At 63.3% G+C, this 17,128-nt stretch carries 17 protein-coding genes, 1 tRNA gene and 1 pseudogene; 8 read left to right on the forward strand and 11 right to left on the reverse strand.

Going from position 1 to position 17,128, the window contains the following annotated elements:
* Positions 1 to 129: 129 nt before the first annotated feature.
* The 3 genes from ACQR0W_RS15260 to ACQR0W_RS15270 all read left to right on the forward strand — a co-directional run bounded on the left by ACQR0W_RS15260 (position 130) and on the right by ACQR0W_RS15270 (position 3,081).
* A complete protein-coding gene (locus tag ACQR0W_RS15260) occupies positions 130 to 1,608 on the forward strand; it encodes a hypothetical protein (protein WP_315770008.1) in 1,479 nt (492 codons plus the stop codon).
* The gene (locus ACQR0W_RS15265) at positions 1,608 to 1,943 is read left to right on the forward strand and encodes a hypothetical protein (protein ID WP_315770010.1); all 336 of its coding nucleotides are present in this window, start codon (positions 1,608 to 1,610) and stop codon (positions 1,941 to 1,943) included. Before ACQR0W_RS15260 ends, ACQR0W_RS15265 begins: the two co-directional genes overlap by 1 nt.
* A gap of 406 nt (positions 1,944 to 2,349) precedes the next feature.
* Complete coding sequence (locus ACQR0W_RS15270; protein ID WP_315770012.1) at positions 2,350 to 3,081, forward strand: competence protein CoiA family protein; 732 nt, start codon at positions 2,350 to 2,352, stop codon at positions 3,079 to 3,081.
* Positions 3,082 to 3,491: 410 nt separating this feature from the next.
* On the opposite strand, the gene ACQR0W_RS15275 is transcribed toward ACQR0W_RS15270, so the two are convergent.
* On the reverse strand, positions 3,492 to 3,725 hold the full coding sequence (locus ACQR0W_RS15275; protein WP_315770014.1) for a helix-turn-helix domain-containing protein: 234 nt from the start codon (positions 3,723 to 3,725) through the stop codon (positions 3,492 to 3,494).
* A gap of 1,020 nt (positions 3,726 to 4,745) precedes the next feature.
* Here ACQR0W_RS15275 and ACQR0W_RS15280 point away from each other — a divergent pair.
* A pseudogene (locus tag ACQR0W_RS15280) lies at positions 4,746 to 5,441 on the forward strand (tyrosine-type recombinase/integrase); the annotation flags it as partial.
* A gap of 189 nt (positions 5,442 to 5,630) precedes the next feature.
* Here the strand turns inward: ACQR0W_RS15280 and ACQR0W_RS15285 are convergent.
* From ACQR0W_RS15285 to ACQR0W_RS15295, 3 genes are all read right to left on the reverse strand, one after another.
* Positions 5,631 to 5,705: transfer RNA gene (locus ACQR0W_RS15285), tRNA-Glu, on the reverse strand.
* 95 nt (positions 5,706 to 5,800) lie between these two features.
* Positions 5,801 to 6,322, reverse strand: coding sequence for a DUF2846 domain-containing protein (locus ACQR0W_RS15290; RefSeq protein WP_316171751.1), 522 nt, complete (start codon positions 6,320 to 6,322; stop codon positions 5,801 to 5,803).
* Between the two features lie 353 nt (positions 6,323 to 6,675).
* The gene (locus ACQR0W_RS15295) at positions 6,676 to 7,014 is read right to left on the reverse strand and encodes a hypothetical protein (RefSeq protein ID WP_316171752.1); all 339 of its coding nucleotides are present in this window, start codon (positions 7,012 to 7,014) and stop codon (positions 6,676 to 6,678) included.
* 31 nt (positions 7,015 to 7,045) lie between these two features.
* Here ACQR0W_RS15295 and ACQR0W_RS15300 point away from each other — a divergent pair, with 31 nt between their 5' ends.
* Both ACQR0W_RS15300 and rpoH read left to right on the forward strand, forming a co-directional pair.
* Positions 7,046 to 8,041 (forward strand): RluA family pseudouridine synthase, encoded by a 996-nt coding sequence (locus tag ACQR0W_RS15300; RefSeq protein ID WP_316171780.1) that lies wholly within the window; start codon positions 7,046 to 7,048, stop codon positions 8,039 to 8,041.
* Positions 8,042 to 8,260: 219 nt separating this feature from the next.
* Positions 8,261 to 9,160: an RNA polymerase sigma factor RpoH gene (gene rpoH / locus ACQR0W_RS15305; RefSeq protein WP_315718327.1), complete on the forward strand. Its 900-nt coding sequence runs from the start codon at positions 8,261 to 8,263 to the stop codon at positions 9,158 to 9,160.
* Positions 9,161 to 9,235: 75 nt separating this feature from the next.
* On the opposite strand, the gene ACQR0W_RS15310 is transcribed toward rpoH, so the two are convergent.
* Both ACQR0W_RS15310 and ACQR0W_RS15315 read right to left on the reverse strand, forming a co-directional pair.
* A complete protein-coding gene (locus ACQR0W_RS15310; protein ID WP_316171753.1) occupies positions 9,236 to 9,865 on the reverse strand; it encodes a peptidoglycan recognition protein family protein in 630 nt (209 codons plus the stop codon).
* A 21-nt stretch (positions 9,866 to 9,886) separates the two neighbouring features.
* Positions 9,887 to 11,119, reverse strand: coding sequence for a GGDEF domain-containing protein (locus tag ACQR0W_RS15315; protein WP_316171754.1), 1,233 nt, complete (start codon positions 11,117 to 11,119; stop codon positions 9,887 to 9,889).
* Positions 11,120 to 11,376: 257 nt separating this feature from the next.
* Between ACQR0W_RS15315 and ACQR0W_RS15320 the strand changes: the two genes are divergently transcribed.
* Entirely contained in the window at positions 11,377 to 11,574 is a 198-nt protein-coding gene (locus ACQR0W_RS15320; RefSeq protein WP_315813825.1) for a hypothetical protein, read from the forward strand.
* 105 nt (positions 11,575 to 11,679) lie between these two features.
* Here ACQR0W_RS15320 and ACQR0W_RS15325 read toward each other — a convergent pair whose 3' ends face one another.
* Positions 11,680 to 12,069: a response regulator gene (locus ACQR0W_RS15325; protein WP_315718298.1), complete on the reverse strand. Its 390-nt coding sequence runs from the start codon at positions 12,067 to 12,069 to the stop codon at positions 11,680 to 11,682.
* A gap of 151 nt (positions 12,070 to 12,220) precedes the next feature.
* On the opposite strand from ACQR0W_RS15325, the gene ACQR0W_RS15330 reads away from it, so the two are divergent.
* Positions 12,221 to 13,060 carry an SDR family NAD(P)-dependent oxidoreductase gene (locus ACQR0W_RS15330; RefSeq protein ID WP_315754829.1) on the forward strand — a complete coding sequence of 280 codons (840 nt, stop codon included), beginning with the start codon at positions 12,221 to 12,223 and terminating at the stop codon, positions 13,058 to 13,060.
* Between the two features lie 98 nt (positions 13,061 to 13,158).
* Here ACQR0W_RS15330 and ACQR0W_RS15335 read toward each other — a convergent pair whose 3' ends face one another.
* The 4 genes from ACQR0W_RS15335 to ACQR0W_RS15350 form a co-directional block, all read right to left on the reverse strand.
* Positions 13,159 to 15,126: a methyl-accepting chemotaxis protein gene (locus ACQR0W_RS15335; RefSeq protein WP_316187105.1), complete on the reverse strand. Its 1,968-nt coding sequence runs from the start codon at positions 15,124 to 15,126 to the stop codon at positions 13,159 to 13,161.
* A gap of 259 nt (positions 15,127 to 15,385) precedes the next feature.
* Entirely contained in the window at positions 15,386 to 15,727 is a 342-nt protein-coding gene (locus tag ACQR0W_RS15340) for a rhodanese-like domain-containing protein (protein WP_315718300.1), read from the reverse strand.
* A 48-nt stretch (positions 15,728 to 15,775) separates the two neighbouring features.
* Positions 15,776 to 16,333 (reverse strand): YeeE/YedE thiosulfate transporter family protein, encoded by a 558-nt coding sequence (locus tag ACQR0W_RS15345; protein WP_315718301.1) that lies wholly within the window; start codon positions 16,331 to 16,333, stop codon positions 15,776 to 15,778.
* A 10-nt stretch (positions 16,334 to 16,343) separates the two neighbouring features.
* On the reverse strand, positions 16,344 to 16,886 hold the full coding sequence (locus ACQR0W_RS15350) for a YeeE/YedE thiosulfate transporter family protein (RefSeq protein ID WP_315754875.1): 543 nt from the start codon (positions 16,884 to 16,886) through the stop codon (positions 16,344 to 16,346).
* Positions 16,887 to 17,128 lie beyond the last annotated feature (242 nt).

Below are 17,128 nucleotides of genomic sequence, written 5' to 3' on the forward strand. Positions count from 1 at the left end.
TTCCCCGCAAATCAAGATCGGCTATAACCAGCTGGCGAACCTATATTTTCTTGTGCTGGGTGGGCTGGCGGCTATGAGAATATGGCTCGTGGGGCAGCGCAGCAGCGAGGCCCGCGAGGAGGATTCTTGGTGAAGCAGCTTACCGGACTTTTTCTCGGCGCCGGCGCCTCTTACGAAGCGGGATTGCCGCTCGTTTGGGAACTGACGAAAGAACTCAAGGAATGGCTGACACCTGACAAGCTGCGCGAGTTCAACAGAGGATGGCGGATTCAGGGAGGCGGCTATCCCGACGAGGTGATCGAGGACATGATTGTCTGCCTCGGACGGCCGGAGATGCACTACGAAGCGATCCTTGGCTATCTTGAAACGCAATGGCGCCGTCACCGCGCCCATGCGCTTGCGTATCACGGGCTCTATGTGTGGCTGGTCGAAATGGTCTACCACATGCTCTACTACCGGCATGTCAACAACGAAGCGTTTTTCGCGCGGCAGCTATCCGCCTATGATGGGCTGCGCGCGCTGGCCGATGAGAATACGCCCTTATGGATTTTCTCGCTTAACCACGACGTGATCGTCGAGGCCATCTCGGCCCGCCTTTCCATTCCGCTTCACAGCGGGTTTAGCCCGGAGCGGAAAAGCTTCGTCCGTCGTGATCGTACGGGAAAACCGATCGGTGAGATCCAGGCGGAAGTGCTCACGCAGCAGGAGCATGAACACGGCGCCATGCGTTTCTCGAACCCGGCGGTGCCTGGAATCTATCTCCTCAAGATTCACGGCGCGCTGGACATTTTCACGTTCAACGAAGGTAAGGACCTGCTGAAGCTCTTACCCAACGCGCCTGGGCAGCAAGGCGTGATCGACGTGTTGCGCGCCGTCAACGAAGGCCTGTTCTACGAGATTCCGGGTCATCCCGGCGCGGTGAAGGCGGCAAACGAGATCTGCTACCCGGATGAACAGGGCGTGATGCAGTTTCTACGGCGAACGTTGCTTGCGGGTGCCTACAAGTTCGATGCCCGAAGCCAACAGGTCCTTCCCAAAAGCATGCTGAAGCATTTTCAGCAGAACCTCAATTTCGTCACTACGCTCGTGTGTATCGGCTACGGCTTTGGCGATCTGCATATCAATCTTGTCATCCGCGAGTGGCTCGAGTTCCACCCTGACCGGCGCCTTGAGATCGTGAGTCCCGATGCCCGTGACGTGCCAGCCTTTCTTTTGCATCTCACGTCACAAGTAGAGATCACGGCTGCCGCGGCCACCGATTGGCTCGACAACCGCGCTGGCATCGTGCGCACTTCCAGTGAGCGCTTGGAACGGCGCATCGGTGAAAATCTTCGCAAGCTTGGAAAAGAACGGGCAGCGGAAGGATTAAACACCTTTTTTCGTATTCACCGCGACCAAGCGGCTAAGGGCTTGGCCGAAAAACTTCGATCGCTCCCCGTTATCGATGGACAGCCGGATGTCGCGGCGCTTGGAGATCCGGCCTTGATTGCCAAGCAATGGGCTGCGGAATTGCATCTCACACCGGAAGAGCAACTGCAGCAACTTCTCCAGTATTTGGAAGCCATGCGGGCCGACGGGCAACCGCCAACCACCCTTGGATCGGCCTAATGAAAATTCAGGGGGGAGCGGTGCTTACAAAGGAAGACGACGAGGAGCGGCAGGAGCGAGCCTATCGCCTCATCGGCGAGATCGTCGACGGCATCGTCGCCCAGACCTGTGCAAGGCACTATCTGGCGCCCACTCAAGAGCACCAGTTCACGAGCAAGATCACGGCCCTCATCGAACGCGAAATTCGCGACATGGAGGTGCAGGGCATGCACGTCAAAGTGCACGCACAAGATTTCCCGGACAAAGGCCCCAAAAGTTGGGAGAAAAAATCGGGCGCAGACGTGTATATTTCCCCGTTGTGGAAGCTCCCGGCATCCACATCAACAAGGGAATGATTGTTCAGTCGAAGAAAGACCGAAAGGGCCTGGCCCGGCAAGTGCACGACATGAAAGATCGCACAAATTCCTCCTACGTTTGGGCACATGGTCCTTCAAGCATCTCGGTCGTGCCCGCGGACGATGTCGCCGAAGGCAAGGTGGACTTTTCTAGCTCGAAGACTGTAGGCCAGCTCATCTCCGACGGCCTTCGTTGCCACGCGGGCGACCCCGGCCTAGGCCGTGACTTGAGTTTGCAGCTCCCGCAATCACTCACCGCCATGACGGAAAAACTGGCCTTGAGGCACTGTATCAGCATCCCCCTTACCGAAGGAGACGCCTGATGCGCCAGAACTTGATCATCCGCACACTGGCACTGCGAGATCTAGTCGGGCCCGAAATGGAGGGCTGATGAGATTTGCTCTCGTTGAAGGCGAATGCCGCGATGCGGCGCCGGGCCTTGCCCGGTGTATGCCGCGTCTGTGGCGATCCCACGGTCGCGAAGTGCGGTCAGCATCGCGTTTGGCATTGGGCACACAGAGGGACAAGCACCTGCGACACCTGGTGGGAGGCAGAGACGCAGTGGCATCGCGATTGGAAAGACCACTTTCCGAAGGACTGGCAAGAGTGCATCCACGCGGTGCCTGGTGATGAAAAACACATCGCCGATGTCAAAACAGCAAAAGGCGTCACGCTCGAATTTCAACACTCATTTTTGCCAGAAGCAGAGCGACAGGCGCGTGAGCAGTTTTATCCCAAGCTGATTTGGGTCGTCGATGGACAACGACGGAACCGGGACAGGGCTCAATTCTTCGCTTCCTTCGGAATTGCCGTGCACCAGCAGCCGCTGGTCATCCCTGCGCGCATGCAAGATAGCGCGCTCCTGCGAGACTGGAAGGCGAGCCGCGTCCCGGTGTATTTCGACTTTTGCGACAGCCTACCTGCCGATCTTTGCCGATTCGCCGAGCCCACACTTTGGCGGCTGAACCCGAGCAGCGAAGGCGGGGCTGTCCTTCTTTCGCCTGTCGCGAAGTCTTATCTTATCGAGGTCTACCGGAACGGCGTGGCATTCGATGAGCCGTTTACGGAGACGCTTCGGCTAGTCGCAAACCTTCTGCGTGAACGTGAGGAAGCCCGACACCGAACCCAACGCGTTTGATTGGCACCTGACACGAAGGCAACGCGCGCGGCGGCGTTTTTAGACCGCGGTATGAGGCGTCAGATAGTTCACCGTATCATCCGCTCGGCTTCGGCTCGCGATGAGATACTGATGTCTGCAAAGAGACTGTCGAGGCACGCAATCGTCAAGCTTTCTGAATTGGTCGCGGTACAGACGAGGCATTCTATATGCCCAGGATAGGCGATCCTTTCGAACGCGGTCAGACGGCACAAGTTTGGATAGGGGTAAATCGTCGTGCCGTCCGCGAACCTACCGCGCTGCTCGATATTGCGATCCCCTTTCTCGCTCAAGCCAATACCTGGCCGTTCCGTGGTCAGGAAACGGCGCTCAATGGAACACCTACGCCGTGCTTTGGCATTCTCGGCGTTCGCGGGCTATTGCAGAGATCGCTATTCCTTTTCTCTCTTCGACTGAGCGTCGGGCTTCAGTAGGTCGAGATAGTCCACATCAAGCGCAACCGACAGCTCGTAAATCGTGACGACGGTCGGGTTTCGCTGACCCTTCTCCAGGCCGCTGATATACTGCTGACTGAAGCCGGAAATCTCCGCCAGCTTCTCCTGAGTCATTTCTTTGTTTTTTCGGATCCGCAGAACGTTGCGGCCAACCAACCGACGCATGTCCATGGGCAGAAGTCAGCCCATTGCGCGCATGGTTTTTATCAACTATAGTATGTATCCACTAAAGTATGTAACGCCTGATCGGCCTAAGAGGAGGTTCTGTGTCGCAAGGTCGTTTCGCCGAACCAAATTCGCAGGGTCGTGCCGTGGCAGTGACCGCGATAGAACATGGCAACGTGGTCATTACAGTTGCAAGCTTAACGTGCGAGCGCACCGTGTCCGCCGCCCCGGTCTGCGGCTTCATCACCACGATTTTGGGAGGTCCACTTCGCGGCGAGACGCGGGAGAGCAGAACGTGGAGCGGGATGATTCGCAGTCACTCGGACGCTGTATCTCGCGTCTCCGAGCTCCTCGTGTCCGAGCAGGATGACGCCTCGCAAGCAGACGATGAGCACCCGCGATAGAGCCCGTGAACCGACCCTTTTGCTTCCGATAGCGCGATGACACTTCCGAAGGACGCAAAGACCTTCACTGTTACCTGATCCAAGGCCTAGACACGTCCTCCGGCTTTTTTTCCGGCAGGTGCACAGGGCTTCGGAAAGGGTATCCGATCGATGCCACGGCAGACGGCTCTCCCGTCATCACTCAAGCCGCGGCTCATTACTCGCGAGGCGGCAGCCGCATACATCTGCGTTTCCGCCAACGTCTTTGATCAAATGGTGCGAGCAGGCACTATGCCAAGGCCCAAAATCCTAGGTGAGCGCCGGAAAGCATGGGACGTCCGAGAACTGGATACTGCCATTGATCTGCTGCCTTCAGATGGCAATGATCCTGGCCTTGACGAGACGTGGAGTGATGTCGATGCCTCGAAGGTTGCCGCCATACGTTGAGCGCAATCACGTCAAGGGGCATACGTACCTGTCATTTCGGCGCGGCAAGGGTCGGCGCATTCGCCTGCCAGATGACCCGACCAGCCCTGAGTTCATGTCGGCCTACCAAAGCGCCCTTCTCGGTCAGGTGACAACATCGAGACCCGAAATCTGCTCTCCCGTTCAGGGCACAATCTCTGCGCTGATCGCCTCTTACATGCGAAGCTCGGAATACGTCGGCCTTCGAAAGACCAGCAAGGAGGGGTACGGCAGACGCCTCGAGGCCCTCAGAATCGAGCACGGGCATCGGACCGTCACTGGACTTTCTCGCGAGCGCATCATCACCGGCATTCTTCAGCCGTTCGCCGACCGGCCAGGCGCGGCTCTCGATACCCTCAAGAAACTTCGCATTCTGATCCGTCACGCAATCAACATCGGCTGGATCAAGCACGACCCGTCGCTCGGGATAAAGCGACCCAAGCTTCAGCGCATCAGATCTTGGACCGAGGACGAGATCGAGCTTTTCCGCAAGAAGTGGCCTCTGGAAACCAAACAGCGGCTGGCTTTCGAACTGTTCCTAAACACGGGCCAACGACGATCCGACGTGGTCCGCATGGCATGGTCCCACATCACGCCCGAAAACAGAATCGCCGTCGCGCAGCAGAAGACAGGACGGCGATTGTTGATTCCGCTCCACCGTGACCTGCTTTCGGCCTTGGCCGTCGCAAAGCGTGACCACGTGTCGATCATTACGACCGCCTACGGTCAGTCCTTCAGCGTCGACGGCTTCAGCCAATGGATGCGCGACGCCATCACTGACGCAGGCCTGCCGCTCGGTTGTCAGCCGCACGGCCTGAGGAAGGCGACCGGCCGCCGCCTGGCGGAGGCCGGCGCGACGGCAAAGATGATCATGTCCGTCCTTGGCCACACCACTCTTGCAGAGGCGGAGCGATACACTGAGGAGGCTGATCAGGCGAGCCTTGCGGTCGATGCTCTGGCGCGGCTTGAAGGACACAAGGCGAACGGTCTTCCCCAACCGCAATCCGCCGGTTTGGGAAAACCGACCAAAAGCTCAAAGAAATCAGCGGGGGAAAGGCAGAACTGGCGCTCCCTAGGGGAATCGAACCCCTGTTTCAGCCTTGAGAGGGCCGCGTCCTAACCGCTAGACGAAGGGAGCGTGAGGTGAACCGCATAGCCTCGAAATCGCCGCGCCGCAAGACGGAAGAGGCAAATTTCGCATGCGATGTTGCGGAGGGGTTTTCGCCGCCGGCCTCACGGCGCCTGGAGCTGGGCCATCAGCGCGGCGCCCGGGCCGGGGTCCATGCGATACAGCACGGTGCCCGACATCGCGCCGGACAGACCCGACCTAGGGGGCATCAGAGTGCCGCTGCCGCCGGCATAGGCCTGGTTCAGCAGCACCTGGCCGGGCGGGCCATAGGGCGTCGCGCCGAGGCACAGATAGTAGACCTGCCCGGCCTCGACCTGGATCTCGGTCTCATAGGGCAGCGAAATGCCGGAATTGACCGACAGCTCGTAGGTGCCGGCCGGACGATCGACGAACAGATAATAGCCGTTGCGCAGCGCGCCGACGGTCTTGCCGGCGACCTTGACGTCGGCGGTGCCCGCCGTGGTGCCCATGGCGCCGACGAGGCCCTTCTCGCGCAGGAAATAGATCCGCGCCATCCGGCCGTCGCGCTGCTTGGTCTGCGATTCCAGCGCCGTCGTGGCGGCGCAGGCGGTCAGCAGCAGCGCCGCCGCCAGCAGGCTCAGCGCGCGCGAAAGATGTCCGGTCATTCCACCCCACTCCAGAGTTCCCCGGGGGTCTTTAGAGCAGACATGGAACCGGCGGACAACGATACCGGGAGTGGCAGATGGGCCGGCTTTCGCGGGTTTGGCGATGGTTCCCGGGACGAAGCCGAGCTGTCAGCCGCACCGACGGTGCGCCCCCTCTCCCGCTTGCCGGGGAGGGTTGGGGTGGGGGCGGCCGCGGGCACCGGTGCCAGTGGAGAGAGATCCCCCACCCGCATTGCATCTTTCGATGCGATGCGACCTCCCCCGCAGGCGGGAGAGGCGCTGACCGCCCGCGGTGTGAAAGCCGGGGCTAAAAGAAAGATGGGCCAAAATGATCAGGCGAAACCGCCCTGCCCCTACGGCTCCACGGCGAAGCGGAGGCGGCCGGTGGGCTTGAGGGTCTTGGCGTCGAAGGTGCGGATCTCGGTGGTGCCGCCGACATCCAGCGTCACCGCCAGGCGGTCGCCGGCGGTGCCGGTGGAAACGATGCGGGCGCCCTTCGGGAGCATGGCGGTGAGGTCCGGGCCCGACGCAGTGCTTCCATCGCCGCGGAAAAGGCGGTAGCCGATGGCGACCAGAAGCACTGCGATCGCGATCGAGGTGGTCACGCCCGCGATCATCATCATGCGCCGCAGCCGCGCCATCAGCTGGGCCTGCTCGGGCGAGGACGGCTCGGGCGCAACGGTAGAATTCATGGACATCTCGACTTCACAATCCCACGGTCTGATGACGGTCACGGTCGCCGGCGACGAAGGCTCGCCGCGGCTCGATCGCGTGCTCGCGGCCAGGCTGCCGGAGCTGTCGCGGTCGCGGCTGAAGGCGCTGATCCTGGCCGGTCAGGTCAGCCTTACTTCAGGGAGCCTTGGCGCGGAGGCGGTGCGGGACCCCGCTTATCACGTCACAGCCGGCGACACGATCACAATCGACGTGCCGGAGGCTGTCGCCGCCGAGCCGGCGGCCGAGGCGATCCCGCTGAAAATCATCTACGAGGACGACGACATCGTCGTCATCGACAAGCCGGCCGGCCTCGTCGTGCATCCCGCGGCCGGGCACAAGACGGGAACGCTGGTGAACGCGCTGATCGCGCATTGCGGCGCCAGTCTTTCCGGGATCGGCGGGGTGAAGCGCCCCGGCATCGTGCACCGGCTGGACAAGGACACCACCGGGCTGATGGTGGTGGCGAAGAACGATCAGGCGCACGCCTCGCTGAGCGCGCAGTTCGCCGACCACGGCCGCACCGGCGCGATGGAGCGCGGCTATCTGGCGTTCGCGTGGGGGGTGCCGCACCGGCCGCATGGCACCATCAATGCGCCGATCGACCGGCATCCGCATGCCCGCGACAAGATGGCGGTGCGGCCCAAGGGCCGCGAGGCCATCACCCATTACGAGGTGCAGGAGAGCTTTCCTGGCCGCGACGGCAAGCCGGTGGCGTCGCTGATCGCCTGCCATCTCGAGACCGGGCGCACCCACCAGATCCGGGTGCATCTCGCCCATCTCGGGCATCCGCTGATGGGCGACGCCGTCTATGGCCCGCATTTCAAGACCAAGGCCAACCAGCTCGCGCCGGGCGCGCGCGCCGCGCTGGAGGCGCTCGGGCGGCAGGCGCTGCACGCCTATCTGCTGGTGATCGAGCACCCCCGGACGGGAGAAATAATGCGCTGGGAATCGGAGCTTCCGGAGGATCTTTCTCTTTTGGGGCGCGCCTTGCGAGCGGCGCTATGACGCAGGACCTTCAGAAAAACGCAAGCATGTCAAAAACTTAATGGAGCCACACGGGGTCGTGACCCCCGGAATCCTTCCACCGGGGGGCGAAAATGGTGTATGTTGCGCCTGCGTCGAATGGTCGACGCATGGAACGTCGCAAACCGGCCGGCTTTAACCAAGCGACCGCTTTGCCTGGCCCGCCGCTATCGGGGGCCTGAACCAACTGGAGGGCGCTCAATGGCCCGTACAGCTACACTGCCGGTTCTCAACGGAGAATCGGGACTTTCACGCTACCTCGCCGAGATCCGCAAGTTCCCGATGCTGGAACCGCAGGAGGAGTACATGCTCGCCAAGCGTTGGCGCGAGCATGACGACAGCGACGCAGCGCATAAACTCGTGACCAGCCACCTCAGGCTCGTGGCCAAGATCGCCATGGGCTATCGCGGCTACGGCCTGCCGATATCCGAAGTCGTTTCGGAAGGCAATGTCGGCCTGATGCAGGCGGTGAAAAGGTTCGAGCCCGAGAAGGGCTTTCGCCTCGCCACCTACGCCATGTGGTGGATCAAGGCGTCGATACAAGAGTACATTCTGAGATCGTGGTCGCTCGTGAAGATGGGCACCACCGCGAACCAGAAGAAGCTGTTCTTCAACCTGCGCAAGGCCAAGAGCCGCATCAACGCGCTGGATGAAGGCGATCTGCATCCGGATCAGGTCAAGCTGATCGCGAAGCGCCTCGGCGTGACCGATCAGGACGTGGTCGACATGAACCGCCGCCTCGGCGGCGACGCCTCGCTGAACGCGCCGATCCGCGACGACGGCGAAGCGGGCGAATGGCAGGACTGGCTGGTCGACAATACGCCCAACCAGGAAGCCATCATGGCCGAGCACGAGGAATACGACCACCGGCGGCAGGCGCTGAACGGCGCGATCGGCGTGCTCAACGCGCGCGAGCGTCGCATCTTCGAGGCGCGGCGCCTGGCCGACGAGCCGATGACGCTCGAGGACCTGGCGGCCGAGTTCGGCGTGTCGCGCGAGCGCGTCCGCCAGATCGAGGTGCGCGCGTTCGAGAAGGTGCAGTCCGCCGTCAAGGGCGCCATCGCCAAGCAGGAGGCGGCGGCCCTGGAGGCCGCGCACTAGACGCGCGGCTTGCTTGAAGGTGGTTTTTGGATGCGATCGGAGCCGGCGGAGACGCCGGCTTCTTGTTAGGTGCAGTTAGTCGGGCGCGGCGCGGGCGAGCTCGGCGAGCGCACAGCCCTCGCAGTAGCGGGCATCCTTGTAGTCGATCCAGTTGTGCGCATAGATCCGCTCCCGCGGAATCTGATAGCGCAGCCGGAGCAGCTTCGAGAGCACGCGCCAGGCGGCGACCTGGGCGTCCGTGGCGGGCCGGGTGACGTCGGGATAGTTGCCGGCGAACTCCACGCCAATGGAATTGTCGCGCACGACCTTGCGATAGGTCGGGCCGTTGTCGATATAGCGGTTGTCGTTGCGGTTGGCGCCGTCGCCATGCAGGGTCACCAGGGTGTCCGGCACCGCCCAATACACCGTGCCGTCGGTTTCCACCCACACGGTGACGCCGCGCCGTTTCGGGTTCTTGGCCTGGGCCAGCGCCCCCGCCCGCGCCGACCCGGCCGGACCCTCGGTTTGGTGGATGATGATGTTGGTCCAGGGATGGGCGAGGTGCGGATCGCCCCACGGCGCCAGCCAGACCATCTTCAGTCCCGGGATGTCCGGCGTGCCGGACGAACGGGCGAGCGACGTGAGATCCTCAGCCGTAACAGGCAGAGGCAGCGTGACGAGAAACAGCGCGAGCGCTGCGCGGAGGGAGAACAGGACCGGCCTCATGGCCGGCAACGATAGCACCGGCTACCCGGCGGCGGCATCCTGCCGACGCGGCGCCATCATCGGCTCGATCTGGTCCGGCGCCAGTGTCGGCGTCTCGGGGTCGGCGGCGAAGACGGCATAGCGGTTCTTGCCCTCCTTCTTGGCCGCATAGAGCGCCTGGTCCGCCCGCGCCATCAGCCGGTCGGGGAAGGCGCCGACATCCTCGGTCCATTCGGCGACGCCGATCGAGACCTCGATCGGCACCTCGGCGCCGGCACAGGCCTCCGCATCGTCGCGGCAGATCTGCAGGATGCGCCGCGCGATCATCGCGCCTTCGCGCAAGGCGGACGCCGGCAGCACGATGCAGAATTCGTCGCCCCCGGTGCGCGCCAGCATGTCGCCGGGGCGCAGCCGGGTCTGGGCCATCAGCGTGAAGTGCTGCAGGCAGGCATCGCCGGCGGCATGGCCATGGGTGTCGTTGATGATCTTGAAGCCGTCGAGATCGATCACCAATAGCGCGAACGGCCGCCGCGAGCGCTCGGCGCGCGCGCATTCCTCGCTCAGGCGCTGCATCAGGTGACGGCGGTTGGCGACGCCGGTGAGATCGTCGAGCAGCGCGAGGTCGGCGACCTCGTTGCGCAGCCGGTCCACCGCCATCAGCAGGAAGCCGAAATTGAGCGACATCGACAGGAAGATCAGCAGCAGCACCGCGGCGGCCTGGCCACTGGTGGAGCGGCTGAAATTGAAATCGGCGCCGATGAACGCCCCGATCGAGCGCACGGCAAACACCGCGATGATCAGAACGGACAGCAGGCCGGCCAGCCGCGCTCCCGGATTGACGGGCCCGCGCCTCGCATCCAGCACCAGCCGCGCGATGATCGCCATGGGGACCGCCTGCCCGATCGAGTAGCACAGGATCCTCAGTGGGCCGTGGTCGTATCCGTATTGGAAAAATGCGATCGACGAGCAGGTCATCGCGACGACGGTCAAGCTCAGTCGCCACGACGCCCTGGAGCCATAGAAGCGCTCGACGCCCATCGCCGCGAGGCAGATCGCGAAGGTCATCAGCGAGCCGCCGACCAGCAGCGGAACGAACGAGCCGAAATAGAACCGCGTCAGCGCGAACGCCGCCGCCGGCGCGCACATGAACGCAGATGCCGTCCAGTACCGCGCCGAATCCAGATTGGGATAGCTGCGCATCACGTAGGCCCAGATCAGGCCCAACGCGAGGAAATTGACCACGAAGGCGGTCCACAGCGTCGGAACGTTCAGCATCCCGACAGCAGGACGCCGCAGGTCCTGTCCTCGATGTTCAATAACGCCGCGCTCATGAGCTACCCTGTTGCTCGAGGCAACATGGGCGCGGCGCAGTTAACGGTTCCTCAAGGGCCCAACCAAGGTTGCGCCTTGGTTTTGAATCAATGAAGACACCTTTTACGATCCGCTAACCTTGTCACGCCCCCAGCGCCAGTGGCGCAACTGGCCGGCGAATGCATCGAGCTGTGGATAAGCGCAACCACGCTGGTGACAGCGTGAGGCAGAGCTTCGCGAATCTGCTGGGATCGACACCCGAGGCTGATGCATGGCTGGCGTGCGCCAGCGAAGCCTCGAAGTCGCGTTGCAATCCATCAACTCCTGACGAGGATTCCATGGCGAAGAAGGCGAAGAAGGCCGCAAAGGCCACCAAGAAAGCTGCGAAGAAGACCAAGAAGGCTGCCAAGAAGAAGTAGTTGCACTTCCCGGGTGGGAGCGCGGCTTCCACCCGGCTCTCAGTCAGCTCGACCCGCTAGCCGATCCTACGTCTCCACCGGTCGGCGGTTGCCACGCAACACGCCTCACCTGATATCGGGCGTGCGCTCGAGCGTCACCTCGGCTTCGCGCAGCACGTCCAGCGGCGCCCACGGCTTGCTCCAGAACTTCGTGCCGCCCGGCAGCGGCTGCGACAACGGCCGGCCAGAAGTGACGACCACATTGATGTGGGGGTGACGCGCCTTGGCGAGATGGGCAAGCTCGACCCCGTTCATGCGGCCCGCCAGATTGACGTCGGTCATCAGCAGCACGATGCGATGACCCGGCTTGTTCAGGACGAGTTCGGCGGCCTCCGCGCTCTCACACGCGATCACGTCGTACTCGCTCTCTTCGAGCAGCAGCGTGATCATCTCGCGCTGCGCCAGATCGTCTTCCACGATCAGTGCGGTGGCGCGAAAAGGTTGCGACTGTCCCATGCAGGTCCTCCACGAATGTGTGCTCGCAAAGTAATGTGAGTTAAAAGCTGAACGGCCGGATGGTTCGGTTCCAATCAGAAAAAGTGGCCGAAAACCCAGCTGCAATTGGAACAGGCACGTAGAACCGGTCGATCAGGGGAGTGAAGCGACAATGACGATCATTCGAGGCGCATCTGCCGCCGTGACAGGCGCAGCCAGCGGCATTGGCCGTGCGCTGGCGCAGGAGCTGGCGGCCCGCGGTTGCGATCTCGCGCTCGCCGACCGCGACGAGGCGGGCCTCGCAAGCCTCGCCGCCGAGCTCACCGCAACCGGCCGCAAGGTGACCACGCACCGGCTGGACGTCAGCGATGTGGCTGCAGTCACCCAGTTCGCAGTAGACGCGACCCGCGCGCATCCCGGCCTCAACATCGTCGTCAACAATGCTGGCGTGGCACTGTTCGGCAGCTTCGCCGAGATCGATCAGGCGGAGATGGAGTGGCTGTTCAACATCAATTTCTGGGGCGTCGTGCACGGCACGCGCGCGTTCCTGCCGCATCTTTCGCGCCAGCGCGAAGCGCACGTCGTCAACCTGTCCTCGATCTTCGGCATCATCGCTCCGCCCGGTCAATCGGCCTACGCCGCGGCAAAGTTCGCGGTAAGGGGATTTTCCGAGAGCCTGCGTCACGAGCTCACAGCCGCCGGCAGTCCCGTGCGGCTGTCCGTCGTGCATCCCGGCGGCATCGCCACGGCGATTGCGCGCAATGCCCGCGCCGGCCAGGGCATGACCGACAATGCGCGCCGCGTGCAGGCCATCGAGCGGTTCGAGCGGCTTGCCAGGACCAGCCCGCGCGACGCCGCGTTGCGGATCATCGAGGGCATCGAGCGCAATGAGCCCCGCATCCTGATTGGCGGCGATGCGCGCTTCATGGATCTCCTGCAGCGCTTCATGCCGGGCACCTATTGGCGCGTGATGGCGAAGCGGCTCGAGAAGGCGGCCGCGAAGCAGGGATGAGCCACGGGACAGGAGCCCCCACCCCAGCTCGCGCCCGTGGCTACGCCGGAGCGATCGGCGTGTCGGCGAGCTTGATACTTCAGCCACCCAACGACCGGTCAGGCCGCCCTGATATGGGCTAGGAACTGGTTGACCTCGCTACGCAGCCGGGTCGACTGCTGCGCGAGCTCGCCGGCCGCCGACAGCACCTCGTTGGCGGCGTGGCCGGTCTGCACGACCCCGGACGTGACGCCCGCGATGTTGCGCGTGACGTCCTGGGTCTTGCCGGCGACGACGTTCACATTGCCGGCGATCTCGCGGGTCGCGGCGTCCTGTTGCGCGATCGATGAGGCGATGATGGTCGAGATCTCGTCGACCTCCTGGATCGTGGTGCAGATCATACCGATGCTCTGGACCGCGGCGGCGGTTTCGGCCTGAACCGCGGCGATCTGAGCACCAATCTCTTCGGTCGCCTTGGCCGTTTGGGTCGCCAGCGTCTTCACCTCGCTAGCGACGACGGCGAATCCCCTGCCCGACTCGCCGGCGCGCGCGGCCTCGATCGTCGCATTCAGCGCCAGCAGATTGGTCTGGCTGGCGATCTGGGTGATGAGTGCGACGACCTCGCCGATCTTGCTGGCCGCAATGTTGAGCCGCTGCACCTTGTCGTTGGATTGCTGCCCTTCGTCCGCGGCCTTGCGAACCACGGACGACGCACGCTCGAGCGTCTTGCTGATCTCGTTCATCGAGGATGACAGCTCCTCGGCCGCCGAGGCAACGGTGTTGACATTGTCCGACGCGGAGCCGCACGCCTGCGATACCGTCAGGGCCTGCTGCTTCGACTGATCGATCGTCACCGACATCGAACGGGCGGTCGCCTCCATTTCGATGGCCGCAGCCGACACGGCGTCGACGACGCCGCGGACGCTGGCCTCGAAGCCATCGGCCACCTCCATCAGCATGCGGCGCCGGTCCTCCTCGGCACGAGCCTGGGCCTTCTCCTGCTCCGCCTGCAGATCCCTCATCCGGACGGCGTTGTCCCTGAAGATCGAAACGGCGCGTGCCATCTGTCCGACCTCGTCCTTGCGCCAGTCGGCCGGGACGCGAACGTCCAAGTTGCCGTCGGCGAGCTCGCGCATCGCGCTCGTCATCTGGACGATCGGGCGGGAGATGCCGCGCGCGATCAACAGCCCGGCGAGCGCGATCAGCACGAGGCCGGCCAGCGTCATCCCGATCGCCAACGCCCCGGCGCGATTGCGAGCCTGGATGAACTCGCTGTTGTCCATGATGATCTCGACGGCCCCGATCGGCTTGCCGGAGAAATCCTTGATCGGGCCCAGCAGCGCGACGACCGGAACACCCTTGAGCTGTCCTTGGCGCGACAGGAAGCTGCCGGCCGATGCCTCCCGATAGTCGCCGCTTGCGAAGAAGGAGGTCTCCCCGATCGTCGTCGCGAACAGCTTGAAGCCGGTGTCGCCAGCCAGGCGGAACGCGACCTCGACATTCCGGCTGCGCTTGAACTCGTCGAAGAAGTTCTGGCCAAAGGTCAGGCCGAACTCGACCGAGCCCAGATGCCTGCCGGCGGAAACGATCGGTACGACGCCGCGGAGGCCGAGGCCGGCAACGCCGCCCTCCAGCCCGACGATCGGCTTGCGGTCGGTGTTGGCGGCCACCACCGTCTTGCGGAATCCCGACAGATCGTCGCCGAACTTGGCCGGCTGGTGCACCCGCAGGAAGGACATCGCTGGCGGCGTGTGAAACTGAAACTGGTCGACGCCGTAATCGGATTTCAGGCTGGCCATGCCCGCGCCGAACAGCCGCATCAAGGCGTCGCGGTCGTTCTGCGCCATGGCGTCCTGGACTGCGGGGATCTTGGCGACCACCGCGCTCATGGCTTCCGCGCGGGTCGACTCCAGCTGCAGGCGCGAATTGAAGGCGTCATATTGGGCGTGGAGCTCGCGCTCATTGGCGCGGTCGATGATGCCGCCGATGATCCACATGGCGACCAGCAGCACGAAGAGGGCCGTCGCTGCCGCACCGATCACCAGAGAAAGGGTGATCCGGGTTCTCAAGCCAACAAACTTCAACATGCGATCCTCGAACGTCGACCGGTGTTCGAGTATTGCAGCGTTGCAACTAATTATTCCTGAACGAGTCAACCAATGGACTGGACCAACAACAAATTAGCTGCTGCGGGGCGGGAACGGCTATCGGAGCCTTCCGCCGCACACTTTGCTCTTAACCTGCCGCAATCCATGCTGGTTGCAGATCACTTCACCTCAACCCTTCACAAGTCCCGTCGGAACATGCTGACAGAGCAGAGCGTCCGACCTGTCCGGCAGGGCGCGTTCAGGCGACAGGACCGCCGCGCGCCCGCCAGCCGCTCATGCCGCCGGCATAGTGGCGGATATCCTGCCGCCCGGCCGACAGCGCCCGCCGCAGGGCGGTGGCCGAGCGGCCGCCGGCCTGGCAGATCAGAACCACCGGCTTGTCGTGCACGAGGCTGCCCGGGTCGAAACGCGACAGCGGGTGATTGACGGCGCCGGGGATGTGGCCGCCCTTGAACTCATGCGGCTCGCGCACGTCGACGATGACGCAGCTCCGCTGCTGATGCGCCCGCACCAGCTCATCATGCTCGATCGCCGGCACGCTGGTCGACCCGGTCAACCTGCTGAACAGTCCTGATAGCATGGGAGGAACCTCTCACTGTTTGACATAGGGGCACTCGGGCGACTCAGCCTAGCCCTGTGTCCGCTTCGCCTTGGCCGCGGACGCTTCGACCCAGAAGAAGAACGCACCTGCACCGATCGCGAGCGCGGCGAACCAGACGCCATCCGGCACGCCGGTGATGTCGGGCAGCCGCACCTTGCCGAGCGCCCAAACATTCAGGACATGGGCCTTCACCCAGTCGAAGCTCAGCGCATAGAGGATCGCCCCGACGATCATGCCGAAAGCGCCCACTGCAGCATGAACGCTGCCGCTGGCAATGGCGCCGAGCGCAGTGCCCGGGCAGTAGCCGTAAACCACCATGCCGACGCCGAACAGCGCCGCGCCGAGCGCGACCGCAAGCATGTTGGCGTCCTTGACGTAATACTTGGTGTTGCCGGTATCGACCAGCAGCAGAACGCCGATGCCGCCGACCACGATCGCCGTGCCCATCACCTTCAGCACGGTGAAGTCGCGCAGCCGGAACTGGTTCTCGATCACGTTGCAGCTCGTGACCTTGCCCTGCTGCAGGAGATAGCCGAACACGGCGCCCATCAACAGCGGACCGGCGATGCTCATCAATGACGTCATGGCCCTTCTCCTATGCTTTGCGGAACATGACGCGCGACACCACCAGGCCGGTCGCGAACATCACGGCGAGGAACAGCCAGCTCGACAGCGCCAGTTGCAGACCGCCTGAAATGCCGTGGCCGCTGGTGCAGCCGCCGGCCAAACGCGCGCCATACATGATGACGATGCCGCCGAGAAACGCAGCGACGAAGCGCTTGAACACCGACGGGCCAAAGCGCTCCCTCCAGACCTCTGGCACCAGCTCCAGTCGCCACGTGCCGGAGATGACCGCGGACAGGAATGCGCCGAGCGGAATGCCGACCAGAAACCAGACGCCATAATCCCATTTCAGCGGCATCGACTTCCAATAACTGTTGGCGGCGACGGCGTCGGATCCGATCACCGGCACGGCGAACAGCGACGCGATGCGCGAGAACGCCGTCGTCACGCCGAGCGGATCGCCGAACCCGGCAAAGGCCACCCAGCTTAGGATGCCGATGCCGGCGCCGACCAGATAAGGCGACCAGTCGATGCGCCCGGACTCGCCCAGATCCTTGACCATGACGTCGTTCATCATTGCCACGACGGGTCCTCCCTGCTGACGCGGCCCAGCGCCGCGACCGACGTACGCCACTATATGCATATATTCGAATTTATGCAATTATAAATCGGCTGGTGCCGATAGGTGAAAGGCGAGGTCCTGCGGCAGCGTGACGGCGAGGAATCAGCGGCACGGACGACCTCGGGGATGGCAGGCCCGAGCAAGCCGCAGTGGAGCATGATCCGCCGCAGCCCCACGCTCTGTTCATGTCGGCG

It is taken from the genome of Bradyrhizobium sp. HKCCYLRH1034, from assembly GCF_051168375.1.
Classification (GTDB): Bacteria; Pseudomonadota; Alphaproteobacteria; order Rhizobiales; family Xanthobacteraceae; genus Bradyrhizobium.

Excerpts from the sequence above, each read along its gene's own strand:
- ACQR0W_RS15330 (WP_315754829.1), top strand. The coding sequence starts at position 12,221 with ATGACGATCATTCGAGGCGCATCTGCCGCCGTGACAGGCGCAGCCAGC.
- ACQR0W_RS15310 (WP_316171753.1), bottom strand. The coding sequence starts at position 9,865 with ATGAGGCCGGTCCTGTTCTCCCTCCGCGCAGCGCTCGCGCTGTTTCTC.
- ACQR0W_RS15290 (WP_316171751.1), bottom strand. The coding sequence starts at position 6,322 with ATGACCGGACATCTTTCGCGCGCGCTGAGCCTGCTGGCGGCGGCGCTG.
- ACQR0W_RS15325 (WP_315718298.1), bottom strand. The coding sequence starts at position 12,069 with ATGGGACAGTCGCAACCTTTTCGCGCCACCGCACTGATCGTGGAAGAC.
- ACQR0W_RS15295 (WP_316171752.1), bottom strand. The coding sequence starts at position 7,014 with ATGAATTCTACCGTTGCGCCCGAGCCGTCCTCGCCCGAGCAGGCCCAG.
- ACQR0W_RS15315 (WP_316171754.1), bottom strand. The coding sequence starts at position 11,119 with ATGCTGAACGTTCCGACGCTGTGGACCGCCTTCGTGGTCAATTTCCTC.
- rpoH (WP_315718327.1), top strand. The coding sequence starts at position 8,261 with ATGGCCCGTACAGCTACACTGCCGGTTCTCAACGGAGAATCGGGACTT.
- ACQR0W_RS15345 (WP_315718301.1), bottom strand. The coding sequence starts at position 16,333 with ATGACGTCATTGATGAGCATCGCCGGTCCGCTGTTGATGGGCGCCGTG.
- ACQR0W_RS15335 (WP_316187105.1), bottom strand. The coding sequence starts at position 15,126 with ATGTTGAAGTTTGTTGGCTTGAGAACCCGGATCACCCTTTCTCTGGTG.
- ACQR0W_RS15350 (WP_315754875.1), bottom strand. The coding sequence starts at position 16,886 with ATGAACGACGTCATGGTCAAGGATCTGGGCGAGTCCGGGCGCATCGAC.
- ACQR0W_RS15300 (WP_316171780.1), top strand. The coding sequence starts at position 7,046 with ATGACGGTCACGGTCGCCGGCGACGAAGGCTCGCCGCGGCTCGATCGC.
- ACQR0W_RS15340 (WP_315718300.1), bottom strand. The coding sequence starts at position 15,727 with ATGCTATCAGGACTGTTCAGCAGGTTGACCGGGTCGACCAGCGTGCCG.
- ACQR0W_RS15275 (WP_315770014.1), bottom strand. The coding sequence starts at position 3,725 with ATGGACATGCGTCGGTTGGTTGGCCGCAACGTTCTGCGGATCCGAAAA.
- ACQR0W_RS15265 (WP_315770010.1), top strand. The coding sequence starts at position 1,608 with ATGAAAATTCAGGGGGGAGCGGTGCTTACAAAGGAAGACGACGAGGAG.